The 15864-nt window shown below is 60.3% G+C and carries 13 protein-coding genes; 7 read left to right on the top strand and 6 right to left on the bottom strand.

Annotation, left to right across the window (positions count from 1 at the left end):
* Position 1: 1 nt before the first annotated feature.
* From ABJ99_RS03365 to ABJ99_RS03385, 5 genes are all read right to left on the bottom strand, one after another.
* Entirely contained in the window at positions 2-1252 is a 1251-nt protein-coding gene (locus tag ABJ99_RS03365) for a sarcosine oxidase subunit beta family protein (RefSeq protein ID WP_054084604.1), read from the bottom strand.
* Positions 1253-1269: 17 nt separating this feature from the next.
* Positions 1270-2523, bottom strand: a complete 1254-nt coding sequence (gene glyA / locus ABJ99_RS03370; protein WP_054084605.1) for a serine hydroxymethyltransferase — start codon at positions 2521-2523, stop codon at positions 1270-1272.
* A gap of 366 nt (positions 2524-2889) precedes the next feature.
* Positions 2890-3585, bottom strand: a complete 696-nt coding sequence (locus tag ABJ99_RS03375) for an SPOR domain-containing protein (protein ID WP_002551645.1) — start codon at positions 3583-3585, stop codon at positions 2890-2892.
* 1 nt (position 3586) lies between these two features.
* On the bottom strand, positions 3587-5323 hold the full coding sequence (argS, locus tag ABJ99_RS03380) for an arginine--tRNA ligase (RefSeq protein WP_054084606.1): 1737 nt from the start codon (positions 5321-5323) through the stop codon (positions 3587-3589).
* Between the two features lie 97 nt (positions 5324-5420).
* Entirely contained in the window at positions 5421-7640 is a 2220-nt protein-coding gene (locus ABJ99_RS03385) for a primosomal protein N' (RefSeq protein ID WP_054084607.1), read from the bottom strand.
* Positions 7641-7808: 168 nt separating this feature from the next.
* On the opposite strand from ABJ99_RS03385, the gene rpmE reads away from it, so the two are divergent.
* The 3 genes from rpmE to ABJ99_RS03400 all read left to right on the top strand — a co-directional run bounded on the left by rpmE (position 7809) and on the right by ABJ99_RS03400 (position 10247).
* Entirely contained in the window at positions 7809-8036 is a 228-nt protein-coding gene (gene rpmE, locus ABJ99_RS03390; RefSeq protein ID WP_007248065.1) for a 50S ribosomal protein L31, read from the top strand.
* 18 nt (positions 8037-8054) lie between these two features.
* Positions 8055-8858, top strand: coding sequence for a thermonuclease family protein (locus ABJ99_RS03395; RefSeq protein ID WP_054084608.1), 804 nt, complete (start codon positions 8055-8057; stop codon positions 8856-8858).
* 120 nt (positions 8859-8978) lie between these two features.
* Positions 8979-10247: a malic enzyme-like NAD(P)-binding protein gene (locus ABJ99_RS03400; protein WP_007248063.1), complete on the top strand. Its 1269-nt coding sequence runs from the start codon at positions 8979-8981 to the stop codon at positions 10245-10247.
* A gap of 172 nt (positions 10248-10419) precedes the next feature.
* On the opposite strand, the gene ABJ99_RS03405 is transcribed toward ABJ99_RS03400, so the two are convergent.
* Positions 10420-12864, bottom strand: a complete 2445-nt coding sequence (locus ABJ99_RS03405) for a penicillin-binding protein 1A (protein ID WP_375232731.1) — start codon at positions 12862-12864, stop codon at positions 10420-10422.
* Positions 12865-13073: 209 nt separating this feature from the next.
* Between ABJ99_RS03405 and ABJ99_RS03410 the strand changes: the two genes are divergently transcribed.
* Genes ABJ99_RS03410 through pilP form a run of 4 tightly spaced genes read left to right on the top strand, consistent with a single transcriptional unit; the run spans position 13074 to position 15857 of the window.
* Positions 13074-14138: a pilus assembly protein PilM gene (locus ABJ99_RS03410; protein WP_007248061.1), complete on the top strand. Its 1065-nt coding sequence runs from the start codon at positions 13074-13076 to the stop codon at positions 14136-14138.
* A complete protein-coding gene (locus ABJ99_RS03415; RefSeq protein WP_054084610.1) occupies positions 14138-14713 on the top strand; it encodes a PilN domain-containing protein in 576 nt (191 codons plus the stop codon). The genes ABJ99_RS03410 and ABJ99_RS03415 overlap by 1 nt, the downstream gene beginning before the upstream one ends.
* The gene (gene pilO / locus ABJ99_RS03420) at positions 14710-15333 is read left to right on the top strand and encodes a type 4a pilus biogenesis protein PilO (protein ID WP_054084611.1); all 624 of its coding nucleotides are present in this window, start codon (positions 14710-14712) and stop codon (positions 15331-15333) included. The genes ABJ99_RS03415 and pilO overlap by 4 nt, the downstream gene beginning before the upstream one ends.
* Positions 15330-15857, top strand: coding sequence for a type 4a pilus biogenesis lipoprotein PilP (pilP, locus tag ABJ99_RS03425; RefSeq protein WP_054084612.1), 528 nt, complete (start codon positions 15330-15332; stop codon positions 15855-15857). Before pilO ends, pilP begins: the two co-directional genes overlap by 4 nt.
* Positions 15858-15864: the final 7 nt, after the last annotated feature.

Below are 15864 nucleotides of genomic sequence, written 5' to 3' on the forward strand. Positions count from 1 at the left end.
GTTAGTGGGCTACGGCTGCGGCGCCGTGTTCGTCGATGAGCGCGCCATTGTGGAAGCGGTCGATGGAGAAGGGCTTGGCCAGCGGGTGCATTTCGCCTTTGGCCAGGCTGGCGGCAAACACGTTGCCCGAGCCCGGCGTGGCTTTGAAGCCTCCGGTGCCCCAGCCGCAGTTGAAGAACATATTGGCTACCGGCGTTTTGGAGATGATCGGGCAGGCGTCCGGCGTGGTGTCGACGATGCCGCCCCATTGACGGTTCATACGCACGCGGGACAAGACTGGAAACATCTCGACGATGGCCTGAATGGTGTGTTCGATCACCGGGTACGAGCCGCGCTGGCCATAGCCGACCCAGCTGTCGATACCGGCACCGATCACCAGATCGCCTTTGTCGGACTGGCTGATGTAACCGTGCACGGCGTTGGACATGATCACGCTGTCGATAATCGGCTTGATCGGCTCGGAAACCAACGCCTGCAAAGGGTGCGACTCGATCGGCAAACGGAAACCCGCCAGTTTGGCCATGTGCCCGGAGTTACCGGCTGTGACGACGCCAACGCGTTTGGCGCCGATGAAGCCCTTGTTGGTTTCGACGCCGATGCACACGCCGTTTTCCTTGCGAAAACCGATGACTTCGGTTTGCTGAATCAGGTCCACGCCCAAGGCGTCGGCAGCGCGCGCGAAGCCCCAGGCCACGGCGTCATGACGGGCCACGCCGCCACGGCGTTGAACGGTTGCGCCAATGATCGGGTAACGGGTGTTTTTCGAGCAGTCCAGGTACGGAATTTCTTCAGCGACCTGCTTGCCGTTGAGCAGTTCGCCGTCAACGCCGTTGAGGCGATTGGCGCTGACGCGGCGTTCGGAGTCGCGCATGTCCTGCAAGGTGTGACACAGGTTGTAGACGCCGCGCTGGGAGAACATGACGTTGTAGTTCAGGTCTTGAGACAGGCCTTCCCATAGCTTCATCGCGTGCTCATAAAGATGCGCCGACTCGTCCCACAGGTAGTTGGAGCGCACGATGGTGGTGTTACGCGCCGTATTGCCGCCCCCTAGCCAGCCTTTCTCGACTACTGCCACGTTGGTGATGCCGTGCTCTTTGGCCAGGTAATAAGCGGTCGCCAGACCGTGTCCGCCGCCACCGACGATCACCACGTCGTAGACCTTCTTCGGCGTTGGCGTGCGCCACATGCGCTGCCAGTTTTCGTGGTGGCTGAGAGAATGCTTGAGAAGGCCGAAGCCTGAGTAATGCTGCATGTAAGGCTACTCCTGACTCAGCGATAAACCGGGAAATCGGCGCACAGGGCTGCGACCTGGCCGGCGACATTGGCCTCGACATCGGCATCACCGAGGTTATCGAGAATGTCGCAGATCCAGCCTGCCAGTTCGATGCACTGGGTCACCTTGAAACCGCGCGTGGTAACGGCCGGGGTGCCGATGCGCAGGCCCGAGGTCACGAAGGGTGACTGCGGATCGTTGGGCACCGAGTTCTTGTTGACGGTGATGTGCGCACGGCCCAGCGCGGCGTCGGCCTCTTTGCCGGTCAGACCCTGACGGATCAGGCTGACCAGAAACAGGTGGTTGTCAGTACCGCCGGAGACCACGTCGAAGCCGCGCGTGATGAAGACTTGCGCCATCGCTTGTGCGTTATCGATGACCTGCTGTTGATACGCCTTGAAGCCGGGCTCCATCGCTTCCTTGAAACACACGGCCTTGGCGGCGATGACGTGCATCAACGGGCCACCCTGACCACCGGGAAAGACGGCGGAATTGAATTTCTTCTCCAGCTCTTCGTTGGCCTTGGCCAAGATCAGACCGCCGCGCGGGCCACGCAGGGTTTTGTGGGTGGTGGTTGTGACCACGTCGGCATACGGCAGCGGATTGGGGTACAAACCGGCTGCGACCAGACCGGCGACGTGGGCCATGTCGACGAACAGATAGGCACCCACTTTGTCAGCGATTTCGCGAAAGCGGGGGAAATCCAGCGTTTTGGAATAGGCCGAGAAACCGGCAATGATCATTTTTGGCTGGCATTCAACGGCAATGCGCTCGACTTCGTCGTAATCGATCAAGCCGGTAGAGGTGTCGATACCGTACTGCACGGCGTTGTACAGCTTGCCGGAAAAACTGACCTTGGCGCCGTGGGTCAGGTGACCGCCATGCGCAAGGCTCATGCCCAGCACGGTGTCACCCGCCTGCAGCAGCGCCAGATAGACAGCGGCGTTGGCCTGGCTGCCTGAGTGTGGCTGGACGTTGGCGTAGTCGGCACTGAACAGCTGTTTGGCGCGCTCGATGGCCAGTTGCTCGACCTTGTCGACATGCTCGCAGCCGCCGTAGTAACGGTTGCCGGGATAGCCCTCGGCGTATTTGTTGGTCAGGCCGCTGCCTTGAGCCTGCATCACGCGCTTGCTGGTGTAGTTTTCCGAGGCGATCAGCTCGATATGGTCTTCCTGACGCTGCTCTTCGGCGTTGATGGCCGACATCAGTGCATCGTCATAACCCTGAATCTGGTCTTGCTTGCTGAACATCGCGGATCTCCCGGCGGCGCCGCTGCGCCTGACTTTTTGGTCGGGCCGAACAGAGCCCTCTGAGAGCGATGGTAGGGCCGGACCAAAGACGTCAAATGCCTATGGACGCCACACAAAGGTGCGTTTACGACATGGCCTGACGCGGAGAGATAAATAGATGAAGACGGGGAAGGCGTTAACAAACACCAATCAGCGCCGCCAGGAGCACGATAGTCGGGATCATCGTTCCTCCGGCTCCAGTGGGAGCGGACTTGTCCGCGAAGACGGTCTTTCACACGACGCATTTGCAATGAGGACGCGGAGCGTCGCACGATAGTTGAGGTTATCGTTCCGCACGCTCCAGCATCACCGTAAATCCCGCTCCGGCTAGCGACTCTGGCGTTGTTGCAGCAACAGGTTGCTGAACCCGCCGCTTGCCAGTTGCTTCTGAGCGGTCGTCAGTTGTTCACGGTTGCTGAACGGGCCGACCAGCACGCGATACCAGGTTTCATCCTTCACCGTGCCGGATTCGACGGTCGACGTCTGGCCCAGCAGGATGATTTGCGCACGTACCTTCTCGGCGTCGGCCTGTTTGCGGAACGAGCCCGCTTGCAGGAAGAACGTCGTGACTGCCGCTGGCTTGGTCGTCGCCACGGGCGGGGCCGGTGGTGGCGTCAAACCGCTAAGCGCTGCCTGAGCGCGTGCGGTGTCGATCTTGGCGGCCTGTTCGGGCGAAACCGGAGCCGTCGGCGCCACGGGCGGTGGCGTCTTCTCCGGCACCGCTTCGTTGGGCACGATCACTTCCGATTCCGGCAGCAGCGTGTAGAAGTCGTACTTGGGCTTGACCGGCGCGGTCGGGCTCGGCGGCGTCTTGTTGGCTTCGGCGATTTTCGCAGCCTTGGCGTCCGCCTTGACCCGCTTGACGTCTTCGCCGCCCGGCTCGAGCTTCATCAGAAAGACCACGAATGCGCCTACGGTCAGACCAATCGCCAGCCACAACCATCCTGGAATCGGTTTCTTCGCGGGTGCCTGATAACGGCTGGCGCCCCGCTTGGGTGCCGGTTTCTTCTTCGCAACTGCCAACTTACATACGCTCCAGAGTTTCCAGACCCAACAGGTCCAGGCCTTGCTTGAGGGTGCGGCCGGTCAGGGCAGCCAGACGCAGACGGCTCTGTTGCTGATCGGGACTTTCCGCACCAAGGATCGGGCAGTTTTCATAAAAGCTGGAAAACAGACCCGCAAGGTCATACAGGTAAGCACAAAGTACGTGCGGTGTGCCTTTTTCTGCGACGTTGTTCAATGTTTCAGCGAACTGCGCCAGACGTGCTGCCAGTTCCTGCTCCTGCGGCGCTTCAAGGACGATGTGCCCCTTGTCGGCGTCAAACGGCGTGCCCAGCTTGCGGAACACACCGGCTACCCGGGTGTAGGCGTACAGCAGATAAGGCGCGGTGTTGCCTTCGAAGCTGAGCATCTGATCGAAGTTGAAGCTGTAGTCGCTGGCACGGTGCTTGGACAGATCAGCGTATTTCACCGCACTGATTCCCACCGCCCTGGCAATGCTGCGCAGCTCGGCCTCGGCGACCTCCGGGTTCTTTTCCTTCACCAGCGTGTAAGCACGTTCTTCGGCTTCATCGAGCAGGTCGACGAGCTTGACCGTACCGCCATCGCGGGTTTTGAACGGGCGGCCATCGGCGCCGTTCATGGTGCCAAAACCCATGTGCTCCAGCTGAGTGCCGTTGCGAACGAAGCCCGCGCGGCGAGCCACTTCGAATACCTGCTGGAAATGCAGTGCCTGACGCTGATCGACGAAATACAGCACGCGGTCGGCTTCGAGCACCTTGCTGCGATAGCGGATGGCAGCCAGGTCGGTGGTGGCATACAGATAACCGCCACCGGCCTTTTGCACGATCACCGGCAGTGGTGTGTCATCGGCGGTGCGGAATTCTTCGAGGAACACGCACTGCGCGCCGTTGCTCTCGACCAGCAGGCCGGTGGCTTTCAGATCGTTGACCACATTGGCCAGGTCATCGTTATAGGCACTTTCGCCCATGACATCGGCCGGGGTCAGTCTGACGTTGAGGCGCTCGTAGATATCCTGGCAGTGGGACAGCGAAATATCCTTGAAGCGCTTCCACAGCGTCAGGCACTCGGCGTCGCCAGCCTGCAACTTGACCACCAGCCCGCGAGCGCGCTCGGCGAACTCTTCGGACTCGTCGAAGCGCTGCTTGGCGGCGCGATAGAAGTCTTCCAGGTCGGACAGCTCGTCGCTGGTCGCCGGTTTTTCCTGCAGATAGGCCAACAGCATGCCGAACTGGGTGCCCCAGTCGCCGACGTGATTCTGGCGAATGACCGTGTCGCCCAGAAACGTCAGCACGTTCGCCACGCCGTCGCCAATAATGGTCGAGCGCAGATGACCCACGTGCATTTCCTTGGCCAGGTTCGGTGCCGACAGATCGACCACCACACGCTGCGCGGCACCGGCCTTGCGGACCGACAACTGCGCGTCGAGCAACGCCGCGTCAAGGCGCGCAGCCAGTGCGGCGGTGTTCTGGAAGAAATTCAGAAAGCCCGGCCCGGCAATTTCGACCTTGCTGACCTGATCGTCGGCCGGCAGCGCAGCGATCAGTTTTTCAGCCAGATCGCGCGGCTTCATCCCGGCAGGCTTGGCGAGCATCATCGCGATATTGCTGGCGAAGTCACCATGGGTCTTGTCACGGGCGTTTTCCACCTGAATCGCCGGCGTCAGCCCTTCTGGCAAGACGCCCTCGGTGACGAGACGGGTCAGGGCTTGTTGAATCAGCTGGCGAATGGTGTCTTTCATGGGGCTCTCTTCGACCGCAAGCGCGGTGGCGCTTCGATGCGCAGGTGGAAAAACTCCGCATTATCCGTTGCCGGAGCCTGCTTGCCAACGGCGTGACCTAATAAAGATCCACCGGGTCCACATCCAGCGACCACCTGACTTGCCGGCCGCTGGGCATTTGCTCCAGCGCGAGCAGCCAGGTACTGAGCAATTTATGCAGCGGCGCACGTGCACTGGACTGCACCAGTAACTGCGCGCGATAACGCCCGGCGCGGCGTTCCATCGGTGCGGGAACGGGGCCCAGCAGCTCGATGCCGCCCAGGCTCATCTGCGTCAGAAGTTGTTCGGCTTCGCTGCAGGCCTGATCGAGAAAGGCCTCGGCCTGACCGGGTTTGTGGGCCTCGGCACGCAGCAGGGCCAGGTGCGAGAACGGCGGTAGACCGGCCGAGCGACGTTCGCTCAAGGCCTGTTCGGCGAACGCGAAATAACCCTGTTCGGTGAGCTGGATCAGCAACGGATGGTCGGCCAGATGAGTCTGTATGATCACCTTGCCCGGTTCCTCGGCACGTCCTGCACGCCCGGCCACTTGCACGATCAACTGCGCCATGCGCTCGCTGGCCCGGAAGTCACCGGAAAACAATCCGCCGTCGGCGTCGAGAATCGACACCAGCGTCACCCTTGGGAAGTGATGACCCTTGGCGAGCATCTGGGTGCCGACCAGAATGCACGGCTGACCGCGCTGGATGGTCGCGAACAACTGGTTCATGGCGTCCTTGCGCGACGTGCTGTCGCGGTCGACGCGCAGCACCGGAAAGTCCGGAAACATGATTGCCAGCCGCTCTTCGGCGCGCTCGGTGCCGGCGCCGACAGGGCGCAAATCCACTTTGCCGCACGAAGGGCACTGCCGCGGCACGCGCTCGACATAGCCGCAGTGATGACAGCGCAGCTCGGCAGAGCGCTGATGTACGGTCATACGCGCGTCGCAACGCTGGCAACCGGACATCCAGCCGCAGTCATGGCACAGCAGCGTTGGCGCAAAGCCGCGTCGATTGAGAAACACCAGCACCTGCTGGCCTGCCGCAAGCGTCTGACCGATGGCCTGTTGCATCGGCCCGGAAATCCCGCTGTCCAGCGGCCTGCTTTTGACATCCAGGCGCATGAAGCGCGGCTGTTGCGCGCCGCCTGCGCGCTGGTTCAGGCGTAGCAGGCCGTAGCGTCCGGTGTAGGCGTTGTGCAGGCTTTCCAGAGAGGGCGTGGCCGAGCCGAGCACAATAGGAATGTTTTCCTGACGGGCCCGCACCAGCGCCAGGTCGCGGGCGTGGTAACGCAGACCTTCCTGCTGTTTATAGGAGCCGTCGTGTTCTTCGTCGATGATGATCAGGCCGGGGTTCTTCATCGGCGTGAACAGGGCCGAACGCGTACCGATGATGATGTCGGCTTCGCCATCGCGGGCGGCCAGCCAGGCATCCAGTCGCTCGCGGTCGTTGACGGCGGAATGCACCAGTGCGATGCGGGCATTGAAGCGTTGTTCGAAACGCGCCAGCGTTTGTGGGCCGAGGTTGATTTCCGGGATCAACACCAGCGCCTGTTTGCCCGCCTCCAGCGTCTCGCGGATCAGTTGCAGATAGACCTCGGTCTTGCCGCTGCCCGTCACGCCTGCCAGCAAAAATGCGTGAAAACTGTCGAACCCGGCACGGATCGCCTCGTAAGCGGCACGCTGCTCGGTATTGAGGGGTAATTCCGGCTGGGCCAGCCAGTGTTCATGGCGTGCGCTGGGCGCGTGACTGCGCACTTCGACGTACACCAGCTCTTTGGCCAGCAGCAGGTTGAGGCTTTCCTTATTAAGCATCAGCTTGCTGAGCAACTGATGCGCCACGCCGTGCGGGTGCTGGGCAAGGGTGGTCAGCGCTTCACGCTGTTTGGGCGCGCGAGCGATACGCGGGTCATCGACGCTGGCGGTGGCGGTCACGTGCCAGAAGCGTTCCTGGCGGCTCTCGGCCAGGTCGCCCTGACGCAGCAGCACCGGCAAGGCCCAGCTCAACGTGTCACCCAGGCTGTGCTGGTAATACTGCGACGTCCACAGGCACAGCCTGAACAGCGCGGGCGGCAACGGCGCTTCGCTGTCGAGCAGGGCAATCGCGGGTTTGAGCTTGTCGGCAGGCACTTCACTGTGATCGACCACTTCCACCAGAATGCCGATCATTTCCCGTCTTCCGAACGGCACCCGCAGGCGCATGCCGGGCTGCAAGGCGCTACGCGACACACCGGCAGGGGCGCGATAGTCGAACAGGCGGCGAAGCGGCGAGGGCAGGGCAAGGCGCAGGATGGCGTCGGGCACGCGATGTTTCCCTGTGGTGGTCGGTAATAAGAAGGCGCGATCTTAGCAGACGACTGGTGTGAAGGTTCGCTTGCGTCGTTGCAATTGTCTGGTACTATCCGCAGCCTATTTCCGTGCGGTATTCAACAATAGTGTTGGGTGGCGGCGCGTTAGACCGAGGAAGTACCGATGAAAGCTGATATCCATCCAGTTTATGAAGCCATTGACGCGACCTGCAGCTGCGGCAATGTCATCAAAACCCGTTCCACCCTGACCGGCCCTTTGAGCCTGGACGTGTGCAACGAGTGCCACCCGTTCTACACCGGCAAGCAGAAGATGCTTGACGTTGGCGGCCGTGTCGACAAGTTCAAATCCCGTTTCGGTGCGTTCGGCGCAACCAAAGCGAAGCAAGACTGAAGCTGAGCTGGTTGCCCCTTGGGCATCTCCAGGCTGCTTGAAAAGGCGCCCCTTGTGGGCGTCTTTTTTATGTCTGCGATCTGGCTGTCCTGCGCGCAGGCGTTCTGCCCTGCGCCAGACTCGTTGCCGGTCGCGCAGGTGCAGCACGTGGTCGACGGCGACACACTGCGCCTGACCGATGGCCGCAGCGTGCGGATGATCGGGCTCAATACGCCTGAAACCGGCAAAAAAGGCCAGTCGGCCGAGCCGCTTGCCGAAGCCGCCAGGCGCAGGCTGCGAGCGCTGGTGGATGACAGCGGCGGCAAGGTCCGTCTGCGGGTCGGTCAGCAGAGCAAGGATCATTACGGTCGCACGCTGGCCAACGTCTATGGGCGTGATGGTGCAAACCTTGAAGCGCAATTGCTGAGCGAAGGTCTGGGTTATCTGGTCGCCGTCGCACCCAATGTTGCGCTGGTCGATTGCCAGCAAAGTGCAGAGCGTCAGGCACGTCAGGCCAGGCTGGGCCTGTGGCGCAACTCGCCGGTGCAGGCGTCTGACAGCATCGCTAAAAGCGGCTTTGCCGTAGTGTCCGGACAGGTCAAGAGCGTGCAGCGCAATCGCGGCGGCGTGTGGATTGAGTTGCCGGGCTCGCTGGTGCTGCGCATTGCACCGGACAACGTGTCCGGGTTCGACATGGCAGCGCTCGAGCGCCTCAAAGGCAAAAAGATTGAAGCGCGCGGCTGGGTGGTCGATCGCGCTCGTCGGGGTGGTCTAAAATCAGGCCAGTCGCGCTGGCTGCTGCCGTTGACCCATTCTGCGATGCTGAGCACGTCCGCTTTCTAAGCGTAAAGTCTAAGGCCGCGCCTCTTGACAGCAGTGACTGGTCAGTCTTGTTAGGACCAGGCATCTTGCGTATCCTCGGCGGTCCGTCTGTCCCACAGTAAAAAAAGCGGAATCCAATACATGTCAGATCTGAAAACTGCCGCGCTCGAATACCATGCCAATCCTCGTCCGGGGAAGCTGAGCGTCGAACTCACCAAGCCGACCGCAACCGCCCGTGACCTGGCTCTGGCCTACAGCCCTGGCGTTGCTGAACCCGTGCGTGAAATCGCCCGTGACCCTGAGCTGGCTTACAAGTACACCGGCAAAGGCAATCTGGTAGCAGTTATTTCCGATGGCACCGCGATTCTCGGCCTCGGTGATCTGGGTCCATTGGCGTCCAAGCCCGTCATGGAAGGTAAAGGGGTTCTGTTCAAGCGTTTCGCCGGTATCGACGTTTTCGATATCGAAGTCGATTCCGAAAGCCCGCAGGCGTTCATCGACACCGTCAAGCGTATCTCGATTACCTTCGGTGGCATCAACCTGGAAGACATCAAGGCACCTGAGTGCTTTGAAATCGAGAAAGCGCTGATCGAGCAGTGCGACATTCCGGTTTTCCACGATGACCAGCACGGCACCGCTATCGTGACCGCAGCCGGCATGATCAACGCGCTGGAAATCGTCGGCAAGAGCCTCGATTCGGCGAAGATCGTCTGCCTGGGCGCGGGCGCTGCTGCCATCTCGTGCATGAAGCTGCTGGTGAGCATGGGCGCGAAAATCGAAAACATTTTCATGGTCGACCGCACCGGCGTGATTCACTCTGGCCGCACCGACCTGAACCAGTACAAGGCCGTGTTCGCTCACGCGACTGAAAAGCGCTCGCTGACTGACGCGCTGGACGGTGCTGACGTGTTTGTGGGCCTGTCCGGTCCGAACCTGCTGAGCCCTGAAAACCTCAAGCTGATGGCCAAGGACCCGATCGTGTTCGCGTGCTCGAACCCTGATCCGGAGATCTCCCCTGAGCTGGCTCACGCTACCCGTAGCGACGTGATCATGGCGACTGGCCGTTCGGACTACCCGAACCAGGTCAACAACGTGTTGGGCTTCCCGTTCATCTTCCGTGGTGCTCTGGACGTTCGCGCCAAGCGCATCAACGAGGAAATGAAAATCGCGGCGGCCAACGCTCTGCGTGAACTGGCCAAACTGCCAGTGCCTCAGGAAGTCTGCGATGCTTACGGCGGGATCAAGCTGGAATTCGGTCGTGAGTACATCATCCCGAAACCAATGGACACCCGCCTGTTGGGTCTGATCGCCGATGCGGTTGCCAAGGCGGCCATCGAGAGCGGCGTTGCCACCCTGCCGTATCCGAAGCACTACCCGCTGACCAGTGTGGACGACGTGTTCAACGGCTGATCACGCAGCAATAAAAAACCCCTGCAGCGATGCAGGGGTTTTTTTATGTCTGGTAACACTTAAAGCGGTCGCGGAGCGTCCAGAGCTACATGCGACGATCGTCAGGATCATCGTTCCGCACGCTCCAGCGTGGGAGTGCCTGTCGTGACGCTCTGCGTCACATACCTGCGTATCAGAACAAATCGATGGGCGCTGACTCGTCTGCTGGCAGCGGGCTGCCGGGGGCACTGCTGCCGCCCAGTTCGTTGACGCTTGGCGGTGTGTCTTCGCTTTTGAACAGTTCGAAGAACGCATTCGGCGTGCTTGGCGTGGCCGCGCGGCCGCTCAGTGGGTCGACGCGCAGGCTGAGAATGCCGTCCGGTTCAGCTTGCTGGTGCGGTGGCTTGTCCTTGAGCGCTGCGCTCATGTAATCCATCCAGATCGGCAGCGAGACCGTGCCGCCAAACTCATGACGCCCAAGGCTCTCTGGCTGGTCGAAACCGCTCCAGACCGTCGTGACGTAGTCAGCGTTATAGCCGGAGAACCATGCATCCTTGGAATCGTTGGTCGTACCGGTCTTGCCTGCGATATCCGGCCGGTTCATCGATAAGGCGCGACGCCCGGTACCACGCTTGATCACGTCCTGCAGCATGCTGTTCAGGATGTACGTCGTGCGGCCATCCACAATGCGTTCTGCAAAGGCTGGCGTTTGCGGTTCGGTGGGTGTGCCCGGTGCTGTGGTGGCAGCAATGCCAGGGTTGTCATGCACGGCAAAGGTCGAGGTGTTCGGCGCGGTCTTGGCGTCGTTGGCTGGAACGCTTGGCGGATTGGCGACAAACAACGTCTGGCCGTCACGGTTCTCGATGGTCTGGATCAGATATGGACTGACCTTGTAACCGCCGTTGGCAAACGTGGCCCAGCCGGTGGCGATTTCCATCGGGGTCAGCGTGGCCGTACCCAAGGCCAGCGACAGGTTGCGCGGCAGGTCCTGCTTGGCAAATCCGAAGCGGGTGATGTAATCGATGGTGCTGTCGATGCCCAGTGCCTGGAGCAGACGGATCGAAACCAGGTTGCGCGACTTGTACAGCGCTTCACGCAGGCGGATCGGGCCGAGGAATGTGTTGGTGTCGTTTTTTGGACGCCATACCTTGTCCAGATACTCATCGACGAACACGATAGGGGCGTCGTTCACCAGGCTCGACGCGGTGTAGCCGTTGTCGAGTGCGGCGCTATAGATGAAAGGTTTGAAGCTGGAGCCCGGCTGACGCTTGGCCTGCATGGCCCGGTTGTAGTTGCTTTGCTCGAACGCGAAACCGCCGACCAGCGCACGAATGGCGCCGTTTTGCGGATCAAGCGAAACCAGCGCGCTTTGCGCGACGGGAATTTGACTGAATTTCAGCGAGCCATCGTCCTGACGCAGCAAGCGAACCAGATCACCGACCTTTGCCACATCGCCCGGCTGCTTGGGATTGGCGCCCAGGCTGTTGGTGTTCAGATAAGGGCGCGCCCACTTCATGGTGGCCCAGTCGACCGTCTCTTCTTTCTCGCCATTGCGGGTCAGGACGCGCAACCCGGTCTTGTCGACCTGAGTGACGATGCCCGGCTCAAGACCATTGATCGTGCGTTGTTTGCTGAGTTCCTGTACCCAGTTGGCGCGGGTCATGCCGGCGAAGCGGCTTTCCGGACCGCGATAGCCATGGCGCTGATCGTAGTCGATCAAGCCCTGCTGGATCGCCTTGTTGGCGTGCTCCTGCAAGTCGCTCGGCACCGTGGTCGTGACGCGGAAGCCCTCTGTATAGGCCTCGCTGCCATAACGGCCGACCATTTCCGCACGGGCCATTTCGGCGATGTACGGTGCATTCACTTCCGGGGTCTGTACGTGATAGCTGGCGTTGAGTGGCTCGTTCAAGGCGGTCTGGTAAGCGGTCTGGTCGATCTTGCCCAGGCGGTACATGCGCCCGAGGATCCAGTCGCGGCGTTCCTTGGCCCGGGTCGGGTTGGCCAGTGGGTTGAAACGTGACGGTGCCTTGGGCAGACCGGCAATCATGGCCATTTGCGCAAGGCTTACATCGCGAATCGATTTGCCATAGTAGACTTGCGCCGCCGCCTCGATACCGTAAGCCCGGTTACCCAGATAAATCTTGTTCACGTACAGCTCGAGAATCTCGTCCTTGGTGAGTTGGCGCTCGATTTGCAAGGCAAGCAGGATCTCGGTGGTTTTGCGTGAAAAGCTTCTTTCGCTGGTCAGGAAAAAGTTCTTCGCGACCTGCATGGTGATCGTACTGCCGCCCGATTGAATGTGACCGCTCTTCACCAGCTGTGTGGCGGCGCGCATCAGGCTGCTGGGGTCGACACCGTAGTGGTTGGCGAAATTGTCATCTTCGGCGGATAGCAGTGCATTGATGAAATTGGGCGGGATTTCGGCAAAGCGAATCGGCGTCCGGCGCATTTCGCCGAATTCGGCGATCAGCTTGCCGTCGCTGCTGAATACGCGCAGGGGGATTTGCAGCTGGATGCTTCGCAGCGCCTCGACGGACGGCAGGGTGGGGCTCAGGTAGAGAAAGGCGCCGCTCAGGCCGAGTAACAGCGAGCAGAAGACCGCGACGAGGGACCACCACAAAAACTTCAGCAGGCGTATCAAGGCTTTTGGATTTCCAGAAAAAATAATGGGTTAAGCGCAGGCATTTACAAATGAACATGCCTTGAAGCTTTGTTAAACGAAAAAAACGCTGGGCATTATAAGCATTTTTCGTCCCCGAGCGTGATTTGCGCTACTGTCAAGGCTGTCGGCAGTGACGTTGACCCGAAATAACTCCGTAAGTGACGGAAACTCAAAGGAATCAGGTTGTGTTCGAACTCTTCAGTAAGAAGGCCAACACCCTTCTAGGGATCGATATTAGCTCCACCTCGGTAAAACTCCTGGAATTGAGTCGTTCCGGCACCCGTTACAAGGTCGAGTCCTACGCAGTCGAGCCGTTGCCGGCCAACGCTGTCGTCGAAAAGAATATTGCTGAACTCGAAGGGGTTGGTCAGGCGCTGTCTCGCGTGCTGGTCAAGGCCAAGACCAGCGTCAAGATTGTGGCGGTCGCAGTGGCCGGGTCCGCGGTCATCACCAAAACCATCGAGATGGACGCCGGTCTTTCCGACGACGACATGGAAAACCAGCTCAAGCTTGAAGCTGATCAGTACATTCCTTATCCGCTTGAAGAAGTGGCCATCGATTTTGAAGTGCAGGGCTATTCGGTACGCAACCCGGAACGGGTTGAAGTGCTGCTGGCGGCCTGCCGCAAGGAAAACGTCGAGGTCCGCGAGGCGGCACTGGCGCTGGCCGGGCTGACCGCGCGCGTCGTAGACGTCGAAGCCTATGCGCTGGAGCGCTCGTTCGGCCTGCTGGCTGCGCAACTGGGGAATGGCCACGACGAGCTGACCGTTGCCGTGGTCGATATCGGCGCCACCATGACCACGCTCAGCGTGCTGCACCATGGCCGTATCATTTATACCCGCGAGCAACTGTTCGGCGGCCGCCAGCTGACCGACGAGATCCAGCGTCGCTATGGCCTGTCCATGGAAGAGGCCGGACTTGCCAAGAAACAGGGCGGGTTGCCTGACGACTATGTCAGCGAGGTGCTGGATCCGTTCAAGGACGCGTTGGTGCAGCAGGTCTCCCGCTCGTTGCAGTTTTTCTTTGCGGCAGGGCAGTACAACTCGGTGGATCACATCATGCTGGCAGGCGGTACGGCTTCGATTTCCGGGCTGGAGCATCTGATTCAGCGACGCATCGGCACGCCGACCATGGTCGCCAACCCGTTTGCCGACATGGCCCTGAGTTCCAAGGTCAATGCGGGCGCACTGGCCAGTGACGCCCCGGCCCTGATGATCGCGTGCGGTCTGGCGTTGAGGAGCTTCGACTGATGGCACGGATCAACTTGCTGCCGTGGCGCGAAGAGCTCCGCGAAGAACGAAAAAAACGCTTTTTGACCGTATTGGTCGGTGTACTGGTGCTGTCGGTCAGCATTCTGTTTCTGATTGATCGCTACGTCAGCAATTCCATCGAGCATCAAATGGCGCGTAACGCGTATCTGCAGACGCAGATCGCTCAGCTGGATATCCGCATCAAGGAAATCAGCGACCTGAAAGCGCGCCGCAAGCAATTGCTGGAGCGCATGAAGATTATCCAGGACCTGCAAGGTAACCGCCCGGTCACGGGCCGGGTGTTCGATCAATTGGCGCGAACCCTGCCGGATGGCGTCTATTACTCGCAGGTCAAAATGACCAGCAAGCTGATTGCCATCAGCGGTGCTGCCGAATCCAACAACCGGGTCTCGGACCTGATGCGCAACCTTGAAGCCTCGGAGTGGCTTGAAGCGCCCAGTCTGACCGAGGTCAAGGCCACCACTGCCGGTGCGGTGGATCAGGCCAACGTGTTTCAGCTGACCGTGCGCCAGACCCAGCCTCCGGTTGTCGCTGCCGAAGGAGCGAAGCCATGAATATGTCTGAATGGATGGACGGGCTTCGCAAGGTCGATTTCAGCGAACTGGACCTCAACAACCTGGGCTCCTGGCCTGCGGCGGTCAAGGTGATTGCCGGGCTGCTGGTGGCGGTACTGATTTTCGCGCTCGGCTACTTCTTCTTTATTCAGGATCTGGAGACCCAGCTCGACAGTGCTCAGGCCGGTGAAATGACGCTCCGCGAGCAGTATTCCAACAAGGCGTTCCAGGCCGCCAACCTGGAGCCTTACAAGAAGCAGATGGAAGAAATGGAAAACACCTTCGGTGCGCTGCTGCGGCAATTGCCCAGCGACACCGAAGTGCCCGGGCTGCTCGAAGACATTACCCGCACCGGCCTGGGAAGCGGCCTTGAATTCGAGGAAATCAAGCTGCTGCCCGAGGCGGTCCAGCAGTTCTATATAGAGCTGCCGATACAGATCACGGTGGTTGGCGGTTATCACGATCTGGCGACGTTTGTCAGTGGCGTTGCCAGCCTGCCACGCATCGTCACGCTGCATGATTTCGAGATCAAGCCGGTCGATCCCAAGGTCCCGACCAAATTGCGCATGAGTATTCTGGCCAAGACCTACCGCTACAACGATGAAGGGCTGAAGAAATGAGGGCGGCGCGATTGTTGTGCGTCAGTGTTGTTCTGGCCGGGCTGGCCGGGTGTGGCAGTGACAACGATTTTGCCGACCTGACCGAGTTCATGGATCAGGCCAGGGCGCGTCCGAGTGGCACCATCGAGCCGTTACCGAAATTTCGGCCCTATGAAGCATTTACCTATAACGCTGCGGCCCTGCGCAGCCCGTTTCAGCCGCCGGTCAAGATCGACCTGCTGAATCGTCAGAAGGGCACGCGGCTGGTGGCACCGGATGAAAACCGGGTCAGGCAGTTTCTTGAAGGGTTCAACATCGAGTCGTTCGAAATGGTCGGCACGATTGGCAACGGGTCAGGTACGTTCGCCCTGTTGCGTGGAGCCGGGGGCGTTCATCGCGTCAAAGTGGGAGATTACCTGGGCCGCAATAACGGACGGGTTGTGTCGATCGGCGATGCGCAGGTCGATGTCATCGAAATTGTTCCCGACGGAGAAGGGGCATGGCTGGAAAGGCCGCGCACCATCCAGCTCAAGGAACGCTCATGAAGTGGGC

It is taken from the genome of Pseudomonas syringae pv. cilantro, assembly GCF_001293775.1.
GTDB classification, from domain to species: Bacteria; Pseudomonadota; Gammaproteobacteria; order Pseudomonadales; family Pseudomonadaceae; genus Aquipseudomonas; species Aquipseudomonas syringae_P.

Coding starts and splice junctions, on each gene's coding strand:
- ABJ99_RS03365 (WP_054084604.1), bottom strand. CDS start 1,252: ATGCAGCATTACTCAGGCTTCGGCCTTCTCAAGCATTCTCTCAGCCAC.
- pilO (WP_054084611.1), top strand. CDS start 14,710: ATGAATATGTCTGAATGGATGGACGGGCTTCGCAAGGTCGATTTCAGC.
- ABJ99_RS03415 (WP_054084610.1), top strand. CDS start 14,138: ATGGCACGGATCAACTTGCTGCCGTGGCGCGAAGAGCTCCGCGAAGAA.
- glyA (WP_054084605.1), bottom strand. CDS start 2,523: ATGTTCAGCAAGCAAGACCAGATTCAGGGTTATGACGATGCACTGATG.
- rpmE (WP_007248065.1), top strand. CDS start 7,809: ATGAAAGCTGATATCCATCCAGTTTATGAAGCCATTGACGCGACCTGC.
- ABJ99_RS03400 (WP_007248063.1), top strand. CDS start 8,979: ATGTCAGATCTGAAAACTGCCGCGCTCGAATACCATGCCAATCCTCGT.
- argS (WP_054084606.1), bottom strand. CDS start 5,323: ATGAAAGACACCATTCGCCAGCTGATTCAACAAGCCCTGACCCGTCTC.
- pilP (WP_054084612.1), top strand. CDS start 15,330: ATGAGGGCGGCGCGATTGTTGTGCGTCAGTGTTGTTCTGGCCGGGCTG.